Raw genomic sequence first — 25,591 nt, forward strand, 5'->3', positions numbered from 1 at the left:
TCATATTTTTAGTTATCAGAATGATGCGTTAAAACCAAAGGTAAATGTTCGGGCATTGGGATATGAACTGATGTCAATACCACGTGAAAACAATACGTTCGAACTAACTTCGGGGTCGTAACCTGAATATTTGGTAAGCGTAAACAGATTCTGTACGCCTGCATACACGCGCAGTTTGTTGAATCGAATCGCTTCCAACCACTTTTTAGGTAATGAATAACCCAACTGAAGGTTCTTCAAGCGTAAATAGGAACCGTCTTCCACATAAAATTCACTGGGCAATGAATTTCCGCCACTTGTATTTTGAGTTTTCATGATAGGTATACCTGTATTCTTATTTGTCTTTGTCCATCCATTCAAGGCATCCTTGACTACGTTGTTAGAGTAGTCGAAGTAATAGGTATACTTTTTCTGATTGAATATATCATTTCCTTGTACTCCCTGGAAAAAAACGGTCAAGTCAAAGTCTTTGTACTCCATATTGATATTCAGACCGTATGTGAAATCCGGGATAGGACTACCCAAAATCACTTTGTCATTGGCATTGACTACTCCATTCTTGTCCGTATCCGCAAAGATGAAGTTTCCTTCCGCATCAAAGCCTTCTATCTTGTAGCCATAAAATGAACCGATAGCTTCTCCCGGCATGGTAATGGAAGGTGCATCGCTGAAGTAACTGGACATTGCGCCGGAAGTAATCGGCTGTACGTTTTCTCCCAATGACAACACCTTATTTTTCAACGTTGCGATGTTGAATGTTGCCTCTATATGAAAGTCTTTCGTCAACTGTTTCCTGTAATTCATCATAAACTCCCAACCTGTATTCTTTACGGAAGCTGTGTTTACATACGGTTTCTCACGGGAACTGTTAATTTCAAAGATTTGTCCGGAAGACAGGTTCAAGTCGATTTGTGCCAGCAAATCCACATTTTTCTTCACGAAGTAGTCCAGAGATAAAGTCAGGTCATTATTGAAGAAACCCAGTTCGATACCAATATCCGTAGTCTTTGCAGTTTCCCATTTCAGATCTTTCGATTTCAGATAGGCAGCGCGTCCTGTCACATAGCGTTCTCCACCCACAGTGTAAGGAATAGGTCCATAAGCTATGGCATCGAAATTATAAGGGTTGAGAAAATTAGCTCCCAATTCACCATAACTGGCTCTAATCTTTAATTTACTCATTACGGGATTTTGGAACCACTTTTCCTGATGCACATTCCATCCGGCAGAAACAGAGGGGAAGTAACCTACTCTATTATCTTTGTGGAACTTAGAAGACTCATCGCGACGAACGCTTAGAGACAACAGATACTTATTGTCATAGTCATAGTTCACACGGGCGAAGAAAGAAAGCAATGCCGCATTACTGTCACCTGCCGAAATTTTACCATCCTCATTCTGGAATCCGGTAATATCCGTTCCTCCCAAATCGTTAATCGTGGAGTTAGTCATGTAGCGATAATATTCTCTCATCCAGCTTGTACCCAGTAAAGCGTCTATGGAATGAAGAGCGAATGTTTTATTGAAAGTCAGTAAGTTGTCAATCGTGTAAGTGAATTCTTCACCTCTTGTTTCGGATACGCTATTGCGTGTGTTTCCATAATCTTTATCAGGAGTTCCATCTGAATTCCATTTGGTGTAGTATTCAGGAGTATGCGTGTAATTATGCTTATTACTATAATTTCCACTTAATGATAATTTATATTTTAATCCTCCCCAAATATCCAGTTGGGCATTCAAAGAACCGATCAAATCCGTTACTTTATTAAATTGATCCGTATAATGCAATGGAGCTATTTTATTCTGCGCCTTGCCATCTTCAGGATTGATGTAATAATCGGGGCCACCGGAAGTAAATCGTCCCAGCTCGTCGTAAATAGGTAGCGTCGGCAATGCGATGTTGAAAGCCGTTGTAGGAGTCTTGTCCTTATGGGTTAATCCGAGAGTCTCGGTAAATGAGAACCGACCTTTTTTATAAGAGGTATTCAAGCGGAAGTTATAACGTTTGTAATCCGAATAGATTGTCATACCTGTTTGGTCAAGATATCCCAAGCTTGTGCTGAAAGTTGAATTATCACCACCGCCTGCAATACTGGCATTCAAGTTCCATACCGGAGCAAATTGAATCCATTCTTTTGACCAGTCAGTATTCAAGTTCGGATTCGTCGGATTGTCATTTTCCGGTGCATGGGGCAAACCGCTATTATCCGCTACCATATTCGCAAAATTTCTCCATTCTGCTGCATTCAGAAAATCCGGGATGTTGGTAGGCGTTTGGAATGCAAACGAGCCGTCTATCTGAATAACGGGTTTACCGGATTTTCCTTTCTTTGTAGTAATCAAAACTACACCATTGGCTGCACGTGAGCCGTAGATGGCAGCTGCCGCACCATCTTTCAGAACTTCGATGGATTCAATGTCATTGGGATTTAATGAGCTTAATCCGGCATTACTGAATGCACCGTCAATCACATACAACGGTTCGGTAGCACCAAAAGAAGCAGCACCACGAATCACTATATTTACATCTGCTCCTGCCACACCTGCCTGCTGTACGATGTCCACGCCCGGAGTACGTCCTTGCAAGGTCGAAGCAACATTGGAAGATACTTGTTTGCTAATATCTTGAGAAGAGATGGAAGCGACAGCGCCTGTCAGGCTCGATTTCTTCTGCACACCGTAACCAACTACCACCACTTCATCCAGCACTTCCGTATCGTCTTGCAACTGAATAGAATATGAATTCTTACTTCCTACCCTTACTTCCTGTGTTTTATAACCAATATAACTAACAGCTAAAAGTGCATCTGCCGGGGCATCCAGTGTAAAGTTACCGTCCACATCTGTCACAGTACCTGTCCCCATTCCTTTTATCAAAACACTGGCACCAATCACCGGTTCTCCTTTGGCGTCTGTCACTGTTCCTGTTATCTTCTTATTTTTCTGATTTCCCACTGATGCAATGGAAGCTTCTTTTGCTTTCAGGTATATCTTCTTTTCCCCAATTTCATAAGCCACATTTGTACCCGCAAATAACTCATCTAAGACTTTAGAAAGGTCTTTGTCTTTTGCCTGGACGGAGACAATTCGTTCGGGGTTGACAATCGTACGACTGTAAGCCACCGTAAGTCCTGTTTGTTTGGTAATGAGCGAAAATACTTTCTCCAACTTGACTTGCTGAAGATTCATTGTTATTTTTTGAGCTGATGCCGCAAGGCTTACAGCAAAGCTCAATAACAATACAAGCAATACTCTGTTCTTCATACTTAGTTTGTTTAAAGTTATAAATTGATTCTTAATCTCTTTGTATTTAGTGGACACACGAGATTAAGAAGCGGGTGAGGCAATATACGTTTTTTTTCGAAGTTTTTTTGTTTATCAAAAAGTTAATCCAGCTAGTTCCCTTATTTACAATGAGATACTATTCATTATTTATGGATAAGAAAAAAAGAAATAGAAACAAAAAAGTCCTTCCGGTTTTCATTCGGAAGGACTTTTTATAATTATTAATTATTATCACTTGGGATGATGTCACTATCCCGATGATATAGTGACGCTATCAGTCGGCAATACCGACACTATGACAACAGGATAGCGTCACTATGTTTTTTCTCGGAAATCTAATAAATTTCCTTATGTACCAACTCGTCAAAAAGCTTTGCATACTTTTCTGCAACCGCTTCAGCGAATATCTTTCCTCTCTCGGCAGAAGCTCCTCTCGGGTCGCCTACACCAGTATCTTCAGATATCTTTTTCCAGTTTCTGGGAATCCATGCAACTTTTTCGTTCAAAGACTCCACGGCAAATGTTTTATATTCACCTGGTCCGGCTTCTTCCAAATTGACCAGTTCGGGATGATAATACATCATTACCGAAGTTTCGAGTTCGTCCGCATGGTCGCCCGGATTTTCAAAATAATCTTTGGCTTTCAATACGGTATACCATTCGCTCGATGCTATCAGGAAATCGGGATAGTCTACGGACAGGTCACGAATCATACTCTTGAATGTATTTCCGCCGTGGCCGTTGATAATCACTAATTTCCGGATACCTTGGGCGTAGAGGGAAGATACAATATCGGTCAGTATGGCTTTCTGAGTTTCATAACGGGTATGGATGCAGAATGGCAGTTCCCGTTGTCCCGGATTTTGAGAACCCATACCCACAGGTGGCATCACCATACAATTTACATTATACTTATTTTGAGCTATCAAGGCAGCATCTACTGCTACATCGTGAGAAAGAATACAATCCGTCATGTAGGGCAGATGCAAGTTATGAGGTTCAGTAGCTCCCCAAGGCAATGCCACGATGTCATATCTCCTGTCTTTTACTTTTCCATAACAAGATACGGACAAATCAACTTCTTTATTCATATTATCTTTTTATTTGAGTGCTTATACTATTTCATTTTCACTATGACTTCTTTTTTATCTTCATTATAATCGAATTTCACCGGAGCAATCTTTTCCAGATCCATCAGTACTTTTTCCAGTAAAGTATTGTCGGATGTCAAAGTATACACATAGGTCAAGGCACGTTCATCTTCTATCTTAAAATCCACGTCATACCAGCGGTTCAACACTTTGATTACTTCCGGCAGCGGGGTGTCTTTAAATACGATCACATTCTGTTTCCACATTGACAAACGGCGCATATCATCCATTCTGGAAATAGTGCATTCATTGCTCTCCTTATTATAGATCAATCTTTCGCCGGGACGCACCGGATATTTCTTTTCAGTAGGAAGAGCCAGATTTATGTTTCCTTCATCCAGGCATACCACAATGTCTTTGTTTTCCGGATAATCCTGTACGTTGAAAGAGGTTCCCACTACCTGAATCGCAGGACCATTCAGATTGACAATGAAAGGACGTTTTTCATTCTTGGCTACCACAAAATAGGCTTCTCCTTCAAGAAAAACTTCGCGGGTGTTCAAAGCAAATTTCTTTGGATATTTCAGCTTCGAATCAGAATTGATATACACCCTTGTTCCATCCTGGAACATGATTTGTATCCGTTCTCCTTTGCCTACAACGACTTCTTCATATTCAGAAGTTCCGAACAGGTCAACTTTAGAGTTCAGTTGTATATAGAATCCGATAATAAATAGTACGGGTATCAACACTGCCGCCACTCTGAAGCAAATGCGTTTCAGTTTTTTCACCCGAATATTCTTTCGTATTTGTTCTAACATCTGCCTGGAAGGAATATCATGATTCACATACAAATCTGCTACTTCATTTTTTATCAATTCCGAATCCCGTGTCATTGCAGCTTCCAGATAGTCACTGCCTTCTTCGGTGGTAAACCATTCGGCTACTAACTTTGCATCTTCCGGGGTAGCAATTCCTGCCAGTACTTCTTCTATTTGTTTATCTGTAGGTCTATTCATCTTTATCACTTTATTAAATGGACACTCAAAACAGTCATCAGAGTGGTAAATACAACAATTATTAACATCTTACTTAAATGAATACGGAGAAGTTTCAAGGCTTCCGAATAATGCGTTTTGATGGTATTTATGGATAAGTTCATCCGTTCCGCTATCTCCTGATTCGTCAGTTCCTCCTGAACTTTCATTAAACAGATTTCCCGTTTCTGTGCAGGAAGCATATCTACTGCCTTATAAAAGCTGGACATCAATTCTTTCTTCTCTAAATTCTCTATCAGATTATCTTCGTAAGGTGAAGCAGCTTGTGCCATCTCATAGTTCTTTGCAATCGCACTGTTTTCATTACGAATCAAGTTTAAGACATAATTTTTTGTCATAGTGAATAGGTAATTCTTCAGGCTGATTCCAACACGCAGTTCTGAACGGAATTCCCACAAACGGGTGAAGACATGCTGTACTGCATCTTCTGCCATATCGGAACTCATTAAATAACGGTAAGCCAATACATACAATAGTTTATGGTATCTTTCATAAGCTTGGGTGAAAGCTCTTTTATCGCCTTGTTCGATCAAGGCAAAGAGTTTTTCATCATCTGTATTAGTATATGGAACAATCTTGTTTTGCATTCTTCGGATTTTGTTTATTTGTTTCCAAAAGAACAAAAAGTGTATTACTTGCTGCTATCTTTATAAAGAGCAAATGTAGCAAATAACTTAGAAAACCTAAATGTATTTACGAAAAAAGTCCCTGATTAACAATCTCCACTATAAAAGAGGATCCGTTAATCAAGGACTACTCCACTAACTAATTAACAATGAATTATAAATGATAGGTAACAATTCTTTCTTCGGGTGAATCAATCCAGAGACGCCACACTCCTTCCGATACTTTCTCCGGTGTTCCGATATTTGCTTTGGGCGGACGACGACTATTGATTGTCAGATAGCCTTTCCCTTCTGTTGCTTTCACTTTCATCATTTTGCCATTCATATAGATATGGATATCGCCATTCGGAGTGGGTACAGTACCCTCCATCCATTTCAGTCCTCCCAATACAGGAGCGATAGTAAACTCCTTATATCCTTCTTTCACTGGTTTCACACCCAAATAATATTTGCCGAGCAGATAGATAGGACTTGCTCCCCAGGCATGACACAGACTCTTGCCATAAGGACGGCCGTACATGGCAAGATGTTGCGTTCCAGTTTCTTCAGGGTTGTATTTTTCCCAGAAAGAGGTAGCACCCTCCTTCAACATACCGCCCCAATAAGCTTTCATTTCCTTCATGACAGCCTCCTGTTCACCCAGAGCACAAAGAGCTTCCAATTCATAAAAACGCATATAAGGCGTTGTGATTTTCAGAATGCTGTCATTCAGAAGAACAGAGTTCTTGATGGCTTGCTGCTTATCTGCGTTCAGATACTGGAAGAATACAGAAAACATATTGGCATAACGCGTCACAGCATCACTTTGCTGACCATTCACACGATTATGCACAAATGCCTGTTTTTGATTGTTCCAGAAAGTAGGTTCTAACTTTGCTTTCAGAGCAGCAGCCAGCTTCTCATACTTCTGCTTCCCAATCTCATCCCCGACTAAATCAGCACACAAAGCCATTGTTTCCAGACTTCTGCAAAATAAAACTTGCTCAAAAGAAAGTTCTCCTTTTTTATCCAGATAGCCGTCCGCCCAGTCCACAAATACCCAATCACCGGTCATACCTTCCACCATACCATTTTTATTTGTACGTCCCAATACATAATCCATCATCGTTTGCATACGTAGATACAGTTGGTTGACAAAGTGGCGGTCGCCACTATACATATAATAATCATATACGCTAAGGAACCAATAGAAAGTATAGTCCATGATCGTATTGCTGTGGCTGGTCACAGGATCTTTGCCACGAAGCAGCCAGATTGTACGTTTCACGGATTCAATATCGAAGAAAAGATAATAATTCATCAGATAACTTTGGATAGCATCACCACTCCATACCCAGCGGTCACGTTTGATACCGTCAATAAAGAACTCGCGCGTAGTGAGATGCATAGTATAAGCCCCCACTTCCCAGATACGGTTCAATTCTTCATCATTGCAACGGAAACTTCCACGATACTCTTCAGGAAGATATTCATATTGCATGGATACTTCTCCTATTTGTACACCCGGTTCGTGGGTAACGTAGACATATCGAAAAGCTTTACTGTTCTCCAACGTATATTCGTTATCAGAATTATTTAAAGGAGAAGTGCTGCGGATGGCGAGGTCAGTCACTTGTCCCGGCTCTAACAACAGTTTGTCCAAAGTTTCACAATATGCTTTATCCTTTGCTTCTTCCGGACTTTCACCATAATAAATCTCTATTTTTCCTTTTCCGGAAAGATTCTTCAATGTGATGAATCCGAATGTCTCTTTTCCAAAATCATAAAGAATACCTCCTTCAGCCTGTTCTGTCTTCGCAACAGGTTGCTGCGGTTCACGCATCAGACTGAATTGGGAAGGAAGTTGGGTAGCCCCGTCAAAGTTCCAGCATCCGGCATCCATATAGATCGTAGCAGATGTGTCACTGGCTTTTCCGCTCTCATCAATCCATTCTTTATCTTCGTAAGTCACTCGCCAGGAGGAATCAGAATTCACCGTCTTCCCTTTCACATAAATGGTGGGAGGAGTAGCCTGATTCCAAACTTTGATGTTCAGGTTATGCTTACCGGCAGGAAGAGTCATCGTCTCCGGCATACCGAATTGAAGCTTTCCATCCAGTTTGACATTATACTTTCCTTCCGCAGCAATAAAGATCTCTTCCGGCTCGGAAAGATTCAGTTGCTTGCTGAACTCTACGACTACATAATGACTGTCCGTTTTCCAGAAAGGAGGGAAAAATGCCCCCCGTTCCGTACGACGGTTGTTCATTTGATTTCCCAGCCAGATTTCATAATCTCCCGGATACCAGATCCAGGTCTGGGCAAATGTGCTGCTTGCCAAAGACAAGGCACTAAGCAATATCATATATTCCTTTTTCATTATTCTTACTATTATTAACTGACTGTGTTATAAGAAACAATTCGTTCTACAGCATGTTGATGTTTAGTTCCACATCTGTGGAACGAACCGCATATTGCAGTTAAATGATTTACCAATCACTATCGAATATTCAGCAAATCCTTGTATTCTGCTTCCAATCCTGCACGTTCACGAATAGCATCATCCACTTTCGGACCATTATTCTCCCATACATTTCCGGGACCATTGGCATTTTGCAGATACTTCTCTCCCTCCGTCCAATTGTCACGAACAGTGATGAAAGAAGAACCCTCATCCGTATAAAGATAGAACCAATGATTAGGATCGTGCACGTAACCCGGTTTATAGATACTATGCACACAATTCTCCGTTACATAGCTTTTGGGCTGTGAACCGAGCGTGTAAACACCCGCTACATCATACATGTGTTTCGCATAATGATGAATCAGATTTGCATGAACTCTGTTATTACGCATACAATTCACAGTTTGTGTCCATCCCCAACCAAGACTGATGCCACTATAAGGAACTTCACTGATTTCATTATGCTCGATATTAATATCACTCACATACCCCGCAGCAATGGCGAGACATCCCCAGTCCTCAATCCCAACTTCCGTGAAATAGCAATTATTGATTTGCTGGTGTGTGCATACTTCCCGGCGGTCAGCAGGATCATAAGGCAAATGCGTTTCGTGAGCAGCCGGAGAAAAGCTACCGGCCAGCAAACCATTTCCTGCAATATCGCGAAAGAAACAACCACGAACAATACCGCCCTGCACCGCTTCCTCATAATCCAGTCCGGTAGAACCCAAATGTTCAAATCGGCAACGCTCAAAATCAATCTGCCTGGCAGCAGCTATCCGGACAGCAGCCGCAGGACGACCCAACCATCCTTGATTATCCAACGGATGATTCTGATAATCCCGTTGTATCTTCGGATCAATCCGGTACCCATCCGTCAGATACATACCTGCCTGAAGAGGCACATGTCCTTTCTCTGACGGACGCATCCACGTAGTATAAGAAAAAGTAATTTTCTCAAAACGAATATGACACACAGGACGATCCAAAGTACCTTCTACCTGCACTAACGTCTCAACGGCGGGTACCATCACTTCCGCCTCCTGCATCTTCTCTCCTTCTCGTGGATAATAATACACTTTGCGGGCATCTATATCGTGATACCATTCACCCGGTACATCCAATAGCTCACGGGCATTCGTCAGATAGAAAGCAGAATTATGTCCGTCCGTCGTCACCATTGGACGCGGCCAAGGATGTTCAAACTGAATCCGGCTTTCCGGCTGATGGAAACGTACTGCCGCACTATCTCCCTGCACCTCAATAGACCGAATCCGAAGATTGGCCACACACCACATCTGATGGATTACCATCTCGGCATATTCAGCCTTCATTTTTCCCTTATGATCCATAAGTCTGCGCACCGCAACCGCAGGAACATAAAGAATTTCATTCTTTTCATCCACGCTGCAAATACGGTTCATCTTTTCGAAATTCTCTACATCACGGGCACGGACAGCCTTTTCTCCATTCACCCACAACTGACGGAAATCCAATGGACGCCCATTAAATGCCGGCACATCTGCCACCCAGAGCTTTCCTTGTCTCTTCCAATTCTTAATACGGATTCCTCCACTCAATACCACCTTTTCATCGACTGCCGAACGGATCACCGTTGGTGATTCCTTTGTCCCACTATCTTCCGGACGGATAAAAACCGGCTCATACAGAGCATACATTCCACCCTCCATATAAACAGTGATTCCTCCCTGCACACGGTCATCTTCCGTCCTCCGCCACTCACGCGCCTGCCGTAAAGCAGCAGTCAGCGTTGCTTTGGGAGACTGGCGGGTTCCATCATTCAAGTCATTACCTTTGGAAGAAACCCATATCTCACCGGACCATAACCAATGACTGCACAAAATACATATAGCCGTTAAAAATAACTTTCTCATCCTCATTTCTTCATTTCTGTATCCTGATTTATCTGGCAAGAGGCATCCATACGGTCATTTCTCCTTTTCCTCTATTTCCCCATGCATAATAAGGAATCAAACGAATATCCACCGTCTTTTCAGCCTGAACTACCGGACGATAAAGTACTCCTTCCCAAGAAGTTGCAGATGCCAGACGCGCTTTACCTTCGAGCGCTACAACCGGACTGCCTTCAATCGTAATCTTCTTCGGAGTCAATTTTATATCAGCAGGGATCAATACATTATCAATCTTCTCTCCATTCGCTATGTCCATATTTTCCAGACAATAAACCAACGGTCCGCGCTTCACGACCACCTGATTACGAATCTCCTCTGCCAACGGATGAGCTTCAAGCAAGCGCACAGGCATATCCATTGCCAGTTCCACTACATCTCCCTTCTTCCATGCACGATTTACTTCCGCATACGAATTTGCCCTCGCATTGATTTGCAGCGGCTGCCCATTCACCGTAAGCGTAGCCTTTTCGCACCATTCAGGGATACGTAAGAAAAGCGAGAAACTACCCGCCTTACGAGGAACTTTATTCAACGTTACACGTACATTTCCATCCCAGGGATAATCCGTCTCCTGCGTCAGAGCTACTTCTCCCTTCTCTTTCCAAGTCGTTGTCAATGTATTTGCTCCATACAGATTACAATAAATCCCTTCCGGACTCAATGTATATGCATAGTTTTGTGCCTGGCACAGTGTACGCAATGTGTTCGGAGGACAGCAGAAACAACTGATATATTCCGTCCGTTCCTTCGGCCAACGAAGCGTGTAAGGAAGATCGGCACTGATACGAAGCGGATTCGTGTAGAAATACTTCTTTCCATCCAGACTAATACCGCTCAATACACTATTATAAAGACAAGTCTCCACAAGATCGGCATATTTCGCATCTCCTGTCACCTCCAGCATCCGCCAGTTGAACAGCATATTACCGATATTGGCACACGTTTCATTGTGAGCAGTGCTATTCGGCAACTGATAGGGACGTCCATAACTCTGATGCACTTTCTGAATACTATCCGGCTCATAACACGTACCATCAGGCGATGTACCATCATAAAGAGCACCGCAAGCACCGGTCACATACATTTTCCGGGTCACGATATCATTCCAGATACTAGTCAGATTCTTCATTAATTGCTGCTCACCGGTTTCTGCATATACATCCGCTACTCCGGCATACAGATAGTTGGCGCGTACGGCATGTCCCATCGCACGATATTGATCGCGGAAAGGAATACGGTCCTGATTATCGTCTGTACCGTTCTCCACCATACCACGGATATCAATCAGATTCTTTGAAAGTTCCAGATAACGGGGATTTCCGGTAGCCCGGTACATTTCAACTACCCCCATATAATGAGAGGGACAAATAGCATTGCGAGCCAGTTCGGCAGAAGCCGTTTCATAAAAATGACAGAGGAAATCCGTCGCTTTCACAGCAGCATCGAAAAGAGTAGTCTTTCCAGTGGCACGACGATGCACAATACCCGCCATCATCAAGTGTCCCAGATTATAAGTCTCAAAGTTCAGCCGATTGGCAAAAGCTCCTTTTTCATTCTCGTCACCTACTTTCGTTCCAATGACCGTTTGTTTATGCTGATCTCCCAATGCATGAGAGTCAATCCCTTTATTCAGTTCTTCAATAACAACAGGCGTATGTATATAACCGTCTGCACGCTGGGCTTTTACGACACAAGTAATAAAGTTATCCATTAATTTGTCCAGCTCCGGATCTTTATTAACTGCATAGACAGAAGCCACACCTTCCATCCATTTATACATATCTCCGTCATGAAATGGAGGTCCCCAATGCTCTCCTTTGCATACCCCGGCAGCAATCTCAAAATTACGGAAACCGTGAGAGATTTCCGGCGTATTCCAAGTGTTCCACATACTTTGCAGGGAAGTCCGGCTAAATACCTGAAAGCGATCTCCCCAGAATCCATCCGTCCAATGTACTGCACCGATTCCGGTATTCGCCATCTTCGCAAAACGGCTCTGACTCATATCCGTCAATCCATTGCTTTGCGCAAGTGCTCCCGTAACGGAGGCGGAAGCTAAAAGAAGTAACAGTTTTATCTGTTTCATTAATATGGATAATTTAAAATTTACACAATATCTTTATAAAAAGACGTGATTATCCGTATTTTGTACTCAATAAAACAAAAAGCGAAGATTGCCAATCAACCCTCGCTTTCAGTAAAAAATATCTGAACTAACCTTTTATTTCTTGTTTATCAGGCATATAATTCAATCCTGCCTTCCTCGCCTGCGAATGTTGAAACTGTCGGGCAATCTTGTATTCATGTCCCTCTTTCAGTAAATAACTCCCAGTCTGCTTGAACCAAAAGCCGACATTCGCATCTATACATTGCTGCCGGATATCCAGCACCCACTCATAGTCACACATCCGGGCTTCCTTCCCCGACTCCCCTCCGGCAACCACCTGTTCCACCCAATCTCCCAACTCGCCTCTGAAATCAATCCGGCTAAGAAGCGGCTCGCAGATAATGATTTTATGTTTAATAGGACTTTCTTTATAAATAGGCAGACGATAATCCATCCTATCCTGATTCTCCATTGTGCAGCAGATTGTTACGTTCTCATACCCATCACCCCAATCCGGAGGCAGACACTGTTGTAATCGATCGATTCGTTTGGTGATAAAAAGGAAATGCAAGTCCTGCCGTATCCGCATCATCTCCCATGCTTCGGCACGCCATTCGTCGGCATCTTCTATCAGAAAATCCGAAGTAAAACAAGTATATACCAGATTTCCCGAAGGTATCTTATACGTACCATTCTTTTTTCGAAGCAAAGGTAAATCAAACTTCTCCGTCTTTGTCACCACCGAACTGTCTTTTCCATATTTACCATCCGTCCGATATACATAACAATGGCGGCAGCCCTCACTCAATTTGTGACAGCCGTGCCAGAGATTCCACATTGAAGCTTTTTCACCCATCTTCTTTTTTCTTCAAAGATATATTAATCTATTATATAACCATAAAAAGAGTGCACCTTATTCTTCAACAGAATAAAGGTGCACCAAAACACAAACAAAACAAACAATAGAGCGACCTTCACAGGCAGCCGATCCACGAGGGATCTTTATCTTAGTCAGCCCATCTTGACGATGGCAGCTTTCTTTTACAGCGATACTCCTACTGCCGGCACAAGTGTAGGCAAAAAGCATTCCGTGTATTGCCTTACATGAATCCGGTTTTCCATTTCCTCCCAAAATTCTAATTGCTTATAACGGGTAAAGTAGCACCCAAAAATCATAAAAGAATGTTTCTTTTTATCGAGAAGCCATTTTGCTAATCGACTATTATATATAATCATTAATCCCTAATATTGTTTGTTAGTTACCTTCTGCAAAAGTCCGCATAATCACGAATATGGCAAATTGTATTCATGTCTAAGAGAACAATATCTGTTTACAAACAAGACTAATAGCAAATATTTTAAATAGCCTGTTTCGATATATGCAAAATTCAAACTCAAAAGCTACCACTTTTACGTTATTCACACATTTAGGGCTACACAATCAATTATCACAATTAAAAATTTCGCCCTCATTCTCATTGTATATCCCGATATGAATATGAATATTATTGAACAATCACTCCATTAAGCCCGATATACCTCTACAAAGATAGTATTATTCTATATATTTCTATGCAAATCCTCAAAAAAGAATTCTCCTCTTTTTATAAATAAAGTAAAGTAACATCAATGCCGATATACTAATTATTAGCATCCAACTTATATTTTTCCTATAATATAAGCTATTCTCTACCTCCTCACCAACCACTTTATGACGATTCGTGTCGATAAAGGATGATATTTGAGTATCTTCTTTCTCATCTATCCTCTCTTTCTTTTCAAAAACCTTATTCACCGTCTTTCTGCTACCTGAAATAAAACAGGTGGAAGAGAAATCCCCTGTCGCAGTATCTTTCCCCAATACTACCAATATTTGTTCGGTAGACTCCTCCATCCGTTCCAGCATCTTCCTTTCCTGATTAACATCATACGAAGCCACATGGGAAGAATGCCCGGAAGAACTTGAATCCATCTGCACCTCACTGCTCCTACTGATAACTTCCTTCTTAGTCCTGCATCCCGAAAGCACCCCCGGAAGAACGAGACCCAATAATAAAGCAAACAGCAACTCCCTCCCACTCTTCATAAACTCTCTCATATCAAAACAAGGACACACTTTCACATATTCATAAGGTTCGATCACCCCGTCTCCATTCAAATCCGGCGAAGTATCCCGGTGTCCCAATACCTGAAGAATAGTATATTCCCGTTGCAAATCCATTATTACTTGATAAAGCACCCGTTTTTGCGCATTTGTCCGGGTATCTGCCGGATGTCCGTTCTCATCCAATCCCCCGATATAACAGATCCCGACACTTCGCTCATTCCAACCTTTGCAATGCGCTCCTGCCAAATCAATCTCCCTTCCTTTCTCCAGTTTTCCATCCAGGCGGATAACATAATGGTAACCGATACCGTTGAACCCACGTTCCCGGTGCCAACGGTCAATATCTGCGGCGGTAAAATCCTGTCCAGCTTTTGTAGCCGAACAATGTACTATAATAGAATCTATCTTTCTCATAACATTTTATTTTTATCAACTAACCTCATTAATATTCCGAAGGAGGAATGCGTTTCACACACCCTCTGATATCACACTTTTTCACCTCCGACTCTTTCTGTGCCAACTCCACCTCATGGCATTTATGTATCCAGTCGATCTTCTCTTCCTGCTCCTTGCGAAGCTCGATGTAAAGCCCGTCTATTTTCTCGTCCCGCTGTGTCAGGCGATCTTCCAGCCAATCCACTTTTTTACGACGATTTTCTTCTTCCAGACTACTCACGTCTGCCTCTTCTTTCCGTGCATCCGTTTTCCGGCAAGTGATATATCTCACCATCCATTTCACCGCTTCCAAACCGCCCATAGCAGTAATGAAAGCAAGGATTGTAGTTATTTGCATATTGATCTATTTATGTAGTTTAAAGAAAGAATGAGGCCGAAGCCCCATTCCATACAAAGTCGCTAATTTTCATTTCCCGCTTATCAAGCTGCCGGATCAGGTGCTTCACCATTATCTCCCGAACCACCGTCAGGATTCGGTGCTTCCTCTCCTTCACCTGCCCCACCATCAATGATACTTGAGTCGTTGATATGATCCAAATCCTTAAACTTCAATCCATCCGAACGCGTCGAAGTTCCCGTAAAGAGACGGATATCCGAATTAGCACGAAAACAAACCCGCAGGCCGCTGATGTCAGATACAGTAAAGTCTTCTGCCTTTTCTGTTCCTTTGCTTTGAGCCGCAAGAAAAAAGTAACCCAATCCCTTAATGTTCACTGAACGGCCCGAAAGTAATGTCTTACGTAGAAGTGTACGAAAATCTTTCAATACACTAATCGTTTCACCCTCACTGACACCGGAAGTAGAAGAGATTTCTTTCGCAAACTCATCCAGTGTAGCGCTCGTATCATACTGATAAGAAATCACCGGATACACTTTCTTTCCTGCCTCTTTGTTTGTCGGATCACACAGACGTTGAACTCTTTTAAATCTAATTGCCATAATACTTTTCTTTTTTAAATGAATACTGTTTAATAATTATTTCGCTAACGTTAACGATGCAAAGATGCGGCATATTCAACGGACATGAAACGACAAGCGATTATCGGCACTACAAGGCCTACAAACAATATTTATAGCAAATAATCAACCCAATACCTTGAAAAAAGCGACAAGCAGGGAGACAAGGGAGCATAAAAAAGACCGGCAAACAAAGTTACGCTTTGTATGCCGGCCCCACTACCTAAAAACAAATACCTTTTCTAATCCTATTGATCACAAGTCCAGGTTAAAAAGAAAATCAATGACTAAATTCATTTTACGTAATGTTCCAATCCTTTTTGTAAAAACTCAATATAGGAAGTAATATCTTCATTATATGCGTACGACTTATTCAACGGATAACCCTCATTATCCAGCAATACATAAAAAGGTTGTGCATTTGCTCCAAACTTCACACGTTGCAGATAGCTCCATCTATCCCCTACCGTGCGTAAGGTACGTTCCGTTCCATTTTCCGTTATTTTGAGCGGCTCATTCAATGGAGTTTTATCATCCACGTACAAAGAAATAAGTACATACTTATCATTGATGATACCACCCACCTTACTATCCGTCCACACAGCCGCCTCCATCTTACGACAATTCACACAACCATATCCGGTAAAATCGATCATCACAGGCATTCCCTTTTGCCGTGCATACTCCATACCGATTTCATAATCCTTGAATTTGGGGTGGACCTCATTCGAATATAAATTAAAGTCCTGTGTCGTCACAGGAGGAGCAAATGCACTGACAGCTTTCAAAGGTGCTCCCCAAAGTCCGGGGATCATATACACAGCAAACGCTAAAGAGACAAGTGCAAGAAAGAAGCGGGCTACGCCTACCCTACTTTCATCACCGTCATGCGGAAACTTGATCTTTCCTAACAGATATAACCCCATCAGTCCGAAAATCACAATCCATAATGCAAGGAAGGTTTCCCTATCCAGAATTCTCCAACCATAGGCTAAGTCCGCAACCGATAAGAATTTCAAGGCAAAAGCCAGTTCCAGAAAGCCCAATGTCACTTTAATTACATTCATCCACCCTCCTGACTTAGGCATTGATTTCAGCCACGAAGGAAAAAGAGCAAACAGTGTGAATGGTAAAGCCAAAGCGATGGCAAAGCCTAACATTCCGATAGCAGGAGCAATCACGCTACCAGTTGTAGAAACCTGTACGAGCAGAAAGCCGATAATCGGCCCTGTACAAGAGAAAGACACCAGAGATAACGTAAATGCCATCAGAAAAATACTTAGCAGCCCACTCGTCGCTTCCGCTTTGCTATCCACAGCATTACTCCATTTAGAAGGCAAAGTAAGTTCAAATGCCCCAAAGAAAGAAGCTGCAAAAACAACCAACATCAGGAAGAAAAGAATATTAAATACGGCATTTGTTGATAAAGCGTTCAATGCACTGGCACCAAATATTAAAGTAATTGCTAATCCCAGTGTTACATAAATCACGACAATTGAAGCACCATAAGTCCATGCATCCCGAATCCCTTTCTTCTTATCCTTGTTTCTTTTCAGGAAAAAACTCACAGTCATAGGAATAATCGGCCATACGCAGGGAGTGAACAAAGCCAATAATCCGCCAAGAAATCCAGTGACAAAGACATACAACCAAGATTTATCCTCTTGAGAATGTTCTTCACCTAACACTTGCAATTCATTGATTACCGGTTTCCAAAGATCACTTTCCGATTGCTTCTCTACCACATTTACCGGAGCCTCTTCCTCCCCTTTTGTAACTATTATATCTGCTTCTGCTTTTTTCCCATATTGAAAAGGAATTTGAGTCGGAGGTAAACAGCTCTCATCGTTACAAGCTCCAAACTCCAGAAACCCATCCATAAAGTAATCATTTCCTGTAAATCTCACTTTTTGGATAAACTGTACCGTATCTTCAAAATAACGCACGTTCATCTCGAACATCTTATCATAGATGCTGATTTCTTTTCCAACAGGTTGCAATTTACCCATTGTTTCTACATGATTACTCGCATTGATGTTGAAAGTAGCGGAAATAGGCCCATCATCCCCTAGCCCGGTCGAATACACATGCCATCCTTTCTCTATCGAAGCAGTAAACACGATTTCCGCTTCCGTTTCAGATGTCATTTTCAACTCATTTTTGAACTTTACAGGCTCTTTGATTTGTGCTTGTATATTTCCGATTGTGTACCAACCCAATAATAAAAATAAAATAATTCTCATTTTTCTAAGTTCTAAATTATAATCTATTATACAACAAATTTATTTCACTGTTTATATTCTATTGTGCTCGTCGGTCTCTTATATCTTTCAGCATCTCTATATATTCTGGAGAAGGATTCTTATTAGAGGTATCTGCATTTGATGGCGGGGGTATCACTTTGATGAATAAGAAGATGCAGAATATTACCCAAATAAGATTTATTGCTAAAAAAATCCAAACTTGCTTCATACGTTGTCGTTGTTTTTCTTTAGTTTCATTACGATATTTATCAGCAATAGACAAATATTGTCCATCGCTAATAAATAATCTATGAGCAACAAAAGTGAATATAACAGCCAAAAGTATACCTAACTCTTCATTGTTTGGTACTTCCAATGAATGTAATACTCCAACTATTGGGCCAACAAAAACAAAAGTAAACAATGAAGTCGGTAGTAATAACCCTGCCACTTCTGGCGACCGCTTTTCTCCCCACAATCTAAGCTGCCATATATATGTTCGATAAAACAGATATTCATATATCTCATATATTTGTTTAAGTATATTCATTCTCAATATATTTTTTTATATGGTTCAACATAAGTATTATCAGATGAACAGAAAGTCGGTTCTGTTATCGGACAAAATATAAATCCATGAGGAGCAAAAGTCATAGAATAATACATTGTTCCCACAATCATTCCAGGAGGTCCACCATAAGTAGAAATATATCCGAAAACAATATTTGCCGAAGATTGGAATATAAGTTCGTAATTATTTTCAGAAGCATTGTTCCAAATTATAACTCCATTAATTACAGCATCAAGACAGAACATATATTTACCAATTTTCTCTAAACGTAAAGCCTTTTTCATCACAGTGCTACGAGCCCCTGTATACTGATTACCTCCCCAAGATGTTTTGTACCATTTACCGTCCATTCCACGCCACATTCCATCATGTACATGCGAGTAAGCTTTTATTCCAGTATATGTCCCTACTGCATAATTTATCATAGAATAAGCATCACCTACACTAGGAAAGCCAGTTTCCTCTTTTTTCGGAAGCTTCCCATGAATTGTGATTTCCCCATCACTTACAGTCCCATAACTACTCAAGTCATAGCTACCATTGTAAGAAAATACAGCAACTCCATATACTGCATAGGCTCTAACAAACTCATCGTGAGTTAGATAAAACCAATCATTACTTACAGAATATGGTTTGCCAAACATATTCTGGCCATCCTTGTATAAATTAAACATCCGGTCTATCAAGTCAGGGTCAGACGTACTCCACATATCTTCTCCTGTTAAATCAATCCATTTTAATGGATTTCCATTACAATAAGTATAAGGATTAATTATATAATTCATGGCAGCGTGAGGATCAACACTAATAAAGCAACCAATTAAAGGATCATAGATTCTCGCATTCATATTAATCAGGTTCATTTCATCAATATGCTCATGAGTTGTAAATCCACGTCGCGTAATACGATAAGAATCTATCAATTCTATAGAAGTCAATTTCTCGCCAGTCAATGGATTGCGGCGTTGCCCCCATGCGTCATACCCCAACTGCTGTACTACATTCCCTTGAAAATCAGTCAAGCATCGAATAGAACCTAAATTATCAGAATAGACAAAATATATAGTCGCCTGATTTTCTGTAGTCTTTCTTAAAGCTACCAAATTTTCACCTGCATAAATATAATCAATATCAGTCGATTGGTTATCAGTACATTCTTTTTCATAATTAGAAAAATAATATTTAGTTAATCGTACAATGCCATTTTCTTCCAACACCGCTTTTGCACGCATCTCATTCACATCATAATCATAAGTCCATATCTTATCTTTTTCTTGTATTGTAGCAATACGATTATTTGTTGAAAATGTTAATATCTGTGAAGGATAATAATCTCTTTCTGACACTGTGGATATGCTATGAATTCGAGATTTATCGCTAGTATATAAATAAGTCCCCATGTCGGATTTTGATGCAATCCGATAACCGGAAGAATATGAAACCTCTTGCCCTGTTTTTCCTTTTCTTTCAGATGCAATAAGCCTTTCATAAGTATCATAGCTGAAATACTCATCAAATCCTTTCCATAAATCATCCGTATAAAACTTTTCTTTACGTGAAAGCATCAAATCACGATGATCATATTGATATAAAAAATCAATAACTCCCGGAGAATAAATATGTGTATATTCTCCACGATTATTATACGTATAATCTACTGTTCGATTATCTCCATTAATAACCTGTGAAATATATCCCAAAGAATCGACCTTCGTGCGTTTCCATAGAATTTTTGAATCGCCTGTAGTTATATCACGAATCTCAACCAATTCACAAAATCTATCATCATATACATTCTTTTGCTTGAAACCAGACGGAGAAGTATACACTGATAAACGTCCAAAGTTGTCATACTGATATTTCTTGACCATCGGTATCCCTAATGTCGTTTTCTTTTCTTCAATAACCCGTCCTATATTATCATATAAATATTCCAGTTTATGTGACAAAGATTCAATTCCTTTTAGCCAACCAGTAACTGCGTCATAAATATAATGAACAGTATTTTCCCCTGTCGTTTTTGTTATTATTCTTCCCTCTTTATCGTAAGCATATTTAATCTTATTTCCTTGACTATCAACCTCTTTAGCTAATTCATTGAAATTGTTATATTCACATGTCGATTTACCTGTAGAATTATTGAAATGAGAAATTCTCAATCCATAATCTGTATATTTATCCTCTGTCGGATATCCTACCGTTTGTACCTTTATTAAGTTATCAGCACTATCATATTGGTAAACTATTGAATCACTATTTTCGATTCTTAATACAGGTAAAGCAGTACGATTATATATCATTATTGTAACAATAGAATCAGTGGTAGATGCATTAGTTATTACAGTTTTTACCTTTTTCCCTCTCCTGACATTTGGATCATAATAAACATAGTCTATAGTTTTTCCATTTTTGCCCACATCTACTGGAGATGATATTTTCTCTTGTATAATGCGATTCTTATTATCATAATACATTTCTTTCGAATTTACTAAAACTTTCCCTCTATATGAATACAACTTTTCTGACAACCCTTTTTTGTTATAATAAATATCAACATGTTCGCATATTCCATTTAATAGAACTTTTTCTTTTCGAATTTCTCTCCCCAGACAATCGTAGTGTATGGCATTATTAAAAATAATACTTTTTTCTGTATTTCCATTCAATATAACATAATTCGCAACATAGAATCCTTGTTTATCACGTCCCCCTCTTATTGCTTTCCGGACTGAAACAGTACCATCGGGAGCCTTAATTTTATAAGGTCTGAATAAATCATCATAAGTATAATATGTTTTCAGATTTCCCGGTCCGGTATGAATAAGAATATTGCCATAGACATCAGTTGTATAAGTTGAGATTAAACCTGTCGGAGATATAGTCTTACTTCGATGTAGAAAGTTAGTATCATATTCATAAATAAACTGTTTTTTAGTGATAGAATCTTCTATACTCTCCGCAACCAAAAGCCCACAAACATTATATTGGTATCTTTTAAAATATGAATTAAATGATTCTAAAGAAATTTTTCCTTGTGGTGTATAATCGTATCTTTTCACCTGAGTGATACTATTAGCTTCATCTCTTGTGTAGACAGTTGTAATTTTTGAAGGTTTCTTCTTATATAATAGATTATCCGGACGTACATATTGATAATTGGTTAAAACTCTTTTTTCTGGTATATTATTTACCCTAGCAAATCCTTGATAACTAACATCAGAAATTATGATATTATCTACTTCATCATAAGTATATTGCTCCACTTTTTCACATTGCTTATCCAAGTCTGTTTCAAAAACGGATGTATGTCTCAAATAATAGCTCCCTGACAAATCATGTAATTCAGCTCCATAGTTAGTAGACGAAACGATTTCATGTCCAACACGATACTCGCTTTTGGCAAGATATAATATACAGGGAGATCCTAATACATTATAAGTATTAACCGTGATAGTATTTAAAAGAGAATCTGTTATTATTTGTTTTTCAAATCCAACAAAATTACCTTTATCCTTTCTATAAAAAGGAGTAGTATATGAATATGACTTCTTACCAATATGAATGTTTTTATGCAAATCGGATGTTAGTACATAATTTACATTTCGAATTAATGCATATTGCTTATTCCAATGAGTATATAATCCTTTTATTAGCGGATTCTTACTCACACGTGATTGTACATGACTATTATATTCAATAGAGCGCCTACCCGCATTACCATCTATGATATCAATCACCACATCAGAAGAACATTGTTCATCAAAAGTTACCAAACTGTATTTTACGTCACGAAAACGTGTAATCACCCCTGGCCCTGTTACTCTGGATTGAGAAATGGCTAATACATCAGCTCTACCATCCCCTGTAAAATCACCGGCAAAAAGATCGTGTTTTATAGGATAAACATAAGATTTTCCCTTATATGAATACACATCATCTAATCTTGTAGTTCCAGGAGAGATATCAGGAGATAGAAATAAATCCGTAACATCAATATTGTAGGTATTACTCGTAAAATGACATCCAGGATAACTAACAGTCGCAGCTTTGGTCTCTTTATCTTGGTCAATTGTATAATAACAAGACATTAACTCTGATATACCATCATTATTAAAATCTGCAACTAAGAAAGATAAATTAGGATGTGATTCCGTAATTTCTCCCTTAACAAATTCATTTCCGTTGTAATAATATATAAATTGTTTATATTGTTCCCCGGATTTACAATAAAAAAAGATATCCGCATATTGATCATTATTGAAATACCCGAATTTAATATCCTCGATTTCCCCCTCATTACAGGTAAAATGTGTCAATTTACGAAGATTCCCACTATAATCAATAATAGCATAAGCTGTAAATTCTTTCTTCTTTTTATCATATACAACAATATCATCGTATTTATCTCCATCAACATCTATGACTGCATAACTCCCATTATCTGGTAAAGTTTCTATATTTAGAGAAGTATATTTAACTAATTCATCATCAAAAGAGTAGTATTTATTTCCGATTAGAAGTTGATCTTTTCTATTTCCCTCAAAATGCCCAACTAATACAGGACTAGCAACTCCCCCCAACCTGGTCGTTGTTTTATAACCTAATTTTCCTTCCTCATTCAGATACGCTTTCATAATTGTGAAATGCGTATCATCCTTAGTTAACATAGCTAAATCCAATAAACCATCTCCATTAAAATCCCCAGGAATTACAGTAAAAGAATAGTTTTGGTCATAAATGGTTGTAGTCCATACTTTTTCACGATTTCCTTTTTTATCTATTGTTTGGACTTCTAATACAATATTTATAGAATCCATATATTCTGGAGGTCTCATTATATATTGTTTATCTATTGTCAGAAAATCCTCTATTCCATCACCGTTAAAGTCTCCTTGAATCACATCTGTCGGACGATGTTCAAACGCATATTTTTGCAAACATTTCTCACCTTGATGATTTCCCCAACCTATTATAATAGGATTATAAGCAACATTATTCTTTCCAAACTCTTGTATGCTATTAAGTTTTGGATATATATCTTTCTCATCTTTTATATACTTCATTTTATAGGTACGTACCTGTTCACTTCCTGCAAAAACGGAAATTTCTTTCAATATCTTATCACGTTTAATCCTGAAACCATTCAGGAAACCAGTTGGAACATCTTTCACACGATTATATAAAAAATCAATTCGATTGGTTTGTGTATAATTACATGAATTATTAAATGTATATTCAATTGACTTTAACCATATATCTGCATTTTCAATATCTTGTTGATAATTATACAATATATAATTTCCATAAGGATCTTCTTGACAAGCCAAATACCAGGAAATAATAGTAGTCTGGTCAGCATTAGATAATTGGTATGCTTTGGTATCTTTGTAATCACCATAATAATATTTCATTCCATCTTGAGTGGTCAATACAAAGTAACGTGTAGAGTTATCTCTGGTTATTAAGGAATAATCATTATTTTCTTTATAATAGACTATTTTTCCATCCACCCATTTCTTTATTAGAGGTATACCGTCCAGATAATATTTATTCCAAGAATGTAATTCATTAAATCTAGACTCTTCATTACTACGAGTAATTGAAGATAAACATGACAAATTTATTCCTGTACCTAAAACTCCATCTCCACTATAACTATTGTATACAATTTCCCAATTAGGTCCTATTCCACCATTGCCAACAGGCAACGAGAGAGGAATTGAAAAATTAGAAGCACCATTTGCTGCTATATCAAAAAAATAAGGAGTAGATCCTACTGCTAAAAGTGTATCAAGAGTATGATTATTTACATCAACAGCTACATCATATTCCAAATATGGAATATCAACAGAAGCAGCAATCATTATTCGACGATCTTTACTCTCAATATTATTTGTCCGTGAAATTCGATTTCCATTATTATCATAGTCATAAAACAATCGATTATTCTGTGATAAAACCGAATTGTTTCCTAATAATAGACTTACTAGTGCAATTTTCCAGAATCCCATAATATGTCATAATTATTATATGTGATTTGTATCATACCCATGAGCTGCTAATATTGCTTTATCAGCCTCAAGAATAGAAGAGTACCCATTCTTTTTAGTTAATTAATTATTTACCTGCGTAATAGAACGAAACCACTTATACTCCCCCTCTACTCCTTCTCTCCATACTTTCAATTGATATGGCTTGGTTACAAAATATTTGTTTAAAGTAGGATTGTAAATTCTTACAGCAAAATTATATGTTCCTTCACCACCATATAGTACTACAACAGTCGTATACCAATCAGAATTAAATATTTCCTTCATAGACCCATCGGCAGGTACAGGTCTATATATCCAATGTCCATATTCATAGTATTGATAGACCCCTCTCGGTATGACTATCGGATATTCAGAATCATAATTGACTATTGATATGTATGTATTAGATAAAGGACATTTATCACTCTCCCCAATACATAACAATTCGCTTGAAGGTACTGTTTTTTCGTAATGAGAGGGTGAATACCAACTAGTCACCACATTATCCACCACTTCATATTGTGATTTACTTTCAGAATCATCATCCGAACAACTGCTTATTAATCCTAACATTCCAATGAATATGATTAATTTATATAACGATTTATTCATCATAATATTCCATTTTATTTCTATTCATTTATAGAACAAAAATGGGGATGCCCTCACTAACACCTTACC

Annotated in this window: 15 protein-coding genes; all 15 read right to left on the reverse strand. The window is 39.1% G+C overall.

Annotation, left to right across the window (positions count from 1 at the left end; translation table 11 throughout):
- Positions 1–15 precede the first annotated feature (15 nt).
- A complete protein-coding gene (locus tag AAHJ11_RS00365) occupies positions 16–3,264 on the reverse strand; it encodes a TonB-dependent receptor (RefSeq protein ID WP_320978956.1) in 3,249 nt (1,082 codons plus the stop codon).
- 356 nt (positions 3,265–3,620) lie between these two features.
- Entirely contained in the window at positions 3,621–4,376 is a 756-nt protein-coding gene (locus AAHJ11_RS00370; protein ID WP_258980597.1) for a creatininase family protein, read from the reverse strand.
- Positions 4,377–4,402: 26 nt separating this feature from the next.
- On the reverse strand, positions 4,403–5,395 hold the full coding sequence (locus AAHJ11_RS00375; protein ID WP_320978957.1) for a FecR family protein: 993 nt from the start codon (positions 5,393–5,395) through the stop codon (positions 4,403–4,405).
- 5 nt (positions 5,396–5,400) lie between these two features.
- Positions 5,401–6,021, reverse strand: coding sequence for an RNA polymerase sigma factor (locus tag AAHJ11_RS00380; protein ID WP_195650314.1), 621 nt, complete (start codon positions 6,019–6,021; stop codon positions 5,401–5,403).
- Between the two features lie 193 nt (positions 6,022–6,214).
- The gene (locus AAHJ11_RS00385; protein WP_320978958.1) at positions 6,215–8,419 is read right to left on the reverse strand and encodes an alpha-L-rhamnosidase C-terminal domain-containing protein; all 2,205 of its coding nucleotides are present in this window, start codon (positions 8,417–8,419) and stop codon (positions 6,215–6,217) included.
- 119 nt (positions 8,420–8,538) lie between these two features.
- Entirely contained in the window at positions 8,539–10,398 is a 1,860-nt protein-coding gene (locus AAHJ11_RS00390; protein WP_320978959.1) for a right-handed parallel beta-helix repeat-containing protein, read from the reverse strand.
- 28 nt (positions 10,399–10,426) lie between these two features.
- The gene (locus AAHJ11_RS00395) at positions 10,427–12,523 is read right to left on the reverse strand and encodes a glycoside hydrolase family 127 protein (protein WP_320978960.1); all 2,097 of its coding nucleotides are present in this window, start codon (positions 12,521–12,523) and stop codon (positions 10,427–10,429) included.
- A gap of 127 nt (positions 12,524–12,650) precedes the next feature.
- Positions 12,651–13,400, reverse strand: a complete 750-nt coding sequence (locus AAHJ11_RS00400; protein WP_413578866.1) for a DUF5131 family protein — start codon at positions 13,398–13,400, stop codon at positions 12,651–12,653.
- Between the two features lie 726 nt (positions 13,401–14,126).
- Positions 14,127–15,065, reverse strand: coding sequence for an N-acetylmuramoyl-L-alanine amidase (locus AAHJ11_RS00405; protein WP_413578867.1), 939 nt, complete (start codon positions 15,063–15,065; stop codon positions 14,127–14,129).
- A gap of 28 nt (positions 15,066–15,093) precedes the next feature.
- Entirely contained in the window at positions 15,094–15,444 is a 351-nt protein-coding gene (locus tag AAHJ11_RS00410; protein WP_195650309.1) for a hypothetical protein, read from the reverse strand.
- A gap of 83 nt (positions 15,445–15,527) precedes the next feature.
- Entirely contained in the window at positions 15,528–16,046 is a 519-nt protein-coding gene (locus AAHJ11_RS00415; RefSeq protein WP_413578869.1) for an HU family DNA-binding protein, read from the reverse strand.
- Positions 16,047–16,357: 311 nt separating this feature from the next.
- A complete protein-coding gene (locus AAHJ11_RS00420; RefSeq protein ID WP_413578870.1) occupies positions 16,358–18,307 on the reverse strand; it encodes a cytochrome c biogenesis protein CcdA in 1,950 nt (649 codons plus the stop codon).
- A gap of 58 nt (positions 18,308–18,365) precedes the next feature.
- Positions 18,366–18,857 (reverse strand): hypothetical protein, encoded by a 492-nt coding sequence (locus AAHJ11_RS00425; RefSeq protein WP_032848910.1) that lies wholly within the window; start codon positions 18,855–18,857, stop codon positions 18,366–18,368.
- Positions 18,858–18,859: 2 nt separating this feature from the next.
- Positions 18,860–24,889: an FG-GAP-like repeat-containing protein gene (locus AAHJ11_RS00430; protein ID WP_413578871.1), complete on the reverse strand. Its 6,030-nt coding sequence runs from the start codon at positions 24,887–24,889 to the stop codon at positions 18,860–18,862.
- Positions 24,890–24,991: 102 nt separating this feature from the next.
- On the reverse strand, positions 24,992–25,525 hold the full coding sequence (locus AAHJ11_RS00435; RefSeq protein ID WP_234132190.1) for a hypothetical protein: 534 nt from the start codon (positions 25,523–25,525) through the stop codon (positions 24,992–24,994).
- Between the last annotated feature and the right edge of the window lie 66 nt (positions 25,526–25,591).

The sequence above is a fragment of the Bacteroides sp. 90-K9/2 genome, assembly GCF_047310725.1.
GTDB lineage: Bacteria > Bacteroidota > Bacteroidia > Bacteroidales > Bacteroidaceae > Bacteroides > Bacteroides vicugnae.

Excerpts from the sequence above, each read along its gene's own strand:
- AAHJ11_RS00375 (WP_320978957.1), bottom strand. The coding sequence starts at position 5,395 with ATGAATAGACCTACAGATAAACAAATAGAAGAAGTACTGGCAGGAATT.
- AAHJ11_RS00435 (WP_234132190.1), bottom strand. The coding sequence starts at position 25,525 with ATGATGAATAAATCGTTATATAAATTAATCATATTCATTGGAATGTTA.
- AAHJ11_RS00400 (WP_413578866.1), bottom strand. The coding sequence starts at position 13,400 with ATGGGTGAAAAAGCTTCAATGTGGAATCTCTGGCACGGCTGTCACAAA.
- AAHJ11_RS00415 (WP_413578869.1), bottom strand. The coding sequence starts at position 16,046 with ATGGCAATTAGATTTAAAAGAGTTCAACGTCTGTGTGATCCGACAAAC.
- AAHJ11_RS00430 (WP_413578871.1), bottom strand. The coding sequence starts at position 24,889 with ATGGGATTCTGGAAAATTGCACTAGTAAGTCTATTATTAGGAAACAAT.
- AAHJ11_RS00365 (WP_320978956.1), bottom strand. The coding sequence starts at position 3,264 with ATGAAGAACAGAGTATTGCTTGTATTGTTATTGAGCTTTGCTGTAAGC.
- AAHJ11_RS00420 (WP_413578870.1), bottom strand. The coding sequence starts at position 18,307 with ATGAGAATTATTTTATTTTTATTATTGGGTTGGTACACAATCGGAAAT.
- AAHJ11_RS00390 (WP_320978959.1), bottom strand. The coding sequence starts at position 10,398 with ATGAGAAAGTTATTTTTAACGGCTATATGTATTTTGTGCAGTCATTGG.
- AAHJ11_RS00405 (WP_413578867.1), bottom strand. The coding sequence starts at position 15,065 with ATGAGAAAGATAGATTCTATTATAGTACATTGTTCGGCTACAAAAGCT.
- AAHJ11_RS00385 (WP_320978958.1), bottom strand. The coding sequence starts at position 8,419 with ATGAAAAAGGAATATATGATATTGCTTAGTGCCTTGTCTTTGGCAAGC.
- AAHJ11_RS00425 (WP_032848910.1), bottom strand. The coding sequence starts at position 18,857 with ATGAATATACTTAAACAAATATATGAGATATATGAATATCTGTTTTAT.
- AAHJ11_RS00380 (WP_195650314.1), bottom strand. The coding sequence starts at position 6,021 with ATGCAAAACAAGATTGTTCCATATACTAATACAGATGATGAAAAACTC.
- AAHJ11_RS00370 (WP_258980597.1), bottom strand. The coding sequence starts at position 4,376 with ATGAATAAAGAAGTTGATTTGTCCGTATCTTGTTATGGAAAAGTAAAA.
- AAHJ11_RS00410 (WP_195650309.1), bottom strand. The coding sequence starts at position 15,444 with ATGCAAATAACTACAATCCTTGCTTTCATTACTGCTATGGGCGGTTTG.
- AAHJ11_RS00395 (WP_320978960.1), bottom strand. The coding sequence starts at position 12,523 with ATGAAACAGATAAAACTGTTACTTCTTTTAGCTTCCGCCTCCGTTACG.